This window comes from Stenotrophomonas sp. SrG (assembly GCF_050031795.1).
GTDB classification, from domain to species: domain Bacteria; phylum Pseudomonadota; class Gammaproteobacteria; order Xanthomonadales; family Xanthomonadaceae; genus Stenotrophomonas; species Stenotrophomonas rhizophila_A.
Genome location: NZ_JBNBBE010000429.1, coordinates 1 through 258 on the forward strand (window position 1 = coordinate 1; position 258 = coordinate 258).

Genomic DNA, 258 nt, shown 5'->3' on the forward strand with positions numbered 1-258 from the left:
GTGATCGACGCGGCCCGCCAGGATGTGCCGGTCTACGCCAGCGCGCTGGGCACGGTAAGCGCGATGTACACCGTGACCGTAAGCCCGCAGGTGGGCGGCCAGCTGATCAGCCTGAACTTCAAGGCAGGCCAGGAAGTGACGCAGGGCGACCTGCTGGCGCAGATCGATCCGCGCACGCTGCAGGCCAGCTATGACGAAGCGGCGGCGGCCAAGCAGCAGAACCAGGCCCAGCTGGCCACGGCGCGCTCGAACTACCAG

At 68.2% G+C, this 258-nt stretch carries 1 protein-coding gene; it reads left to right on the top strand.

What is annotated here, in order from left to right:
* Positions 1-258 (top strand): biotin/lipoyl-binding protein (locus ACQG3P_RS20350; RefSeq protein WP_426806056.1); only part of this gene is annotated, 258 nt, incomplete at both ends.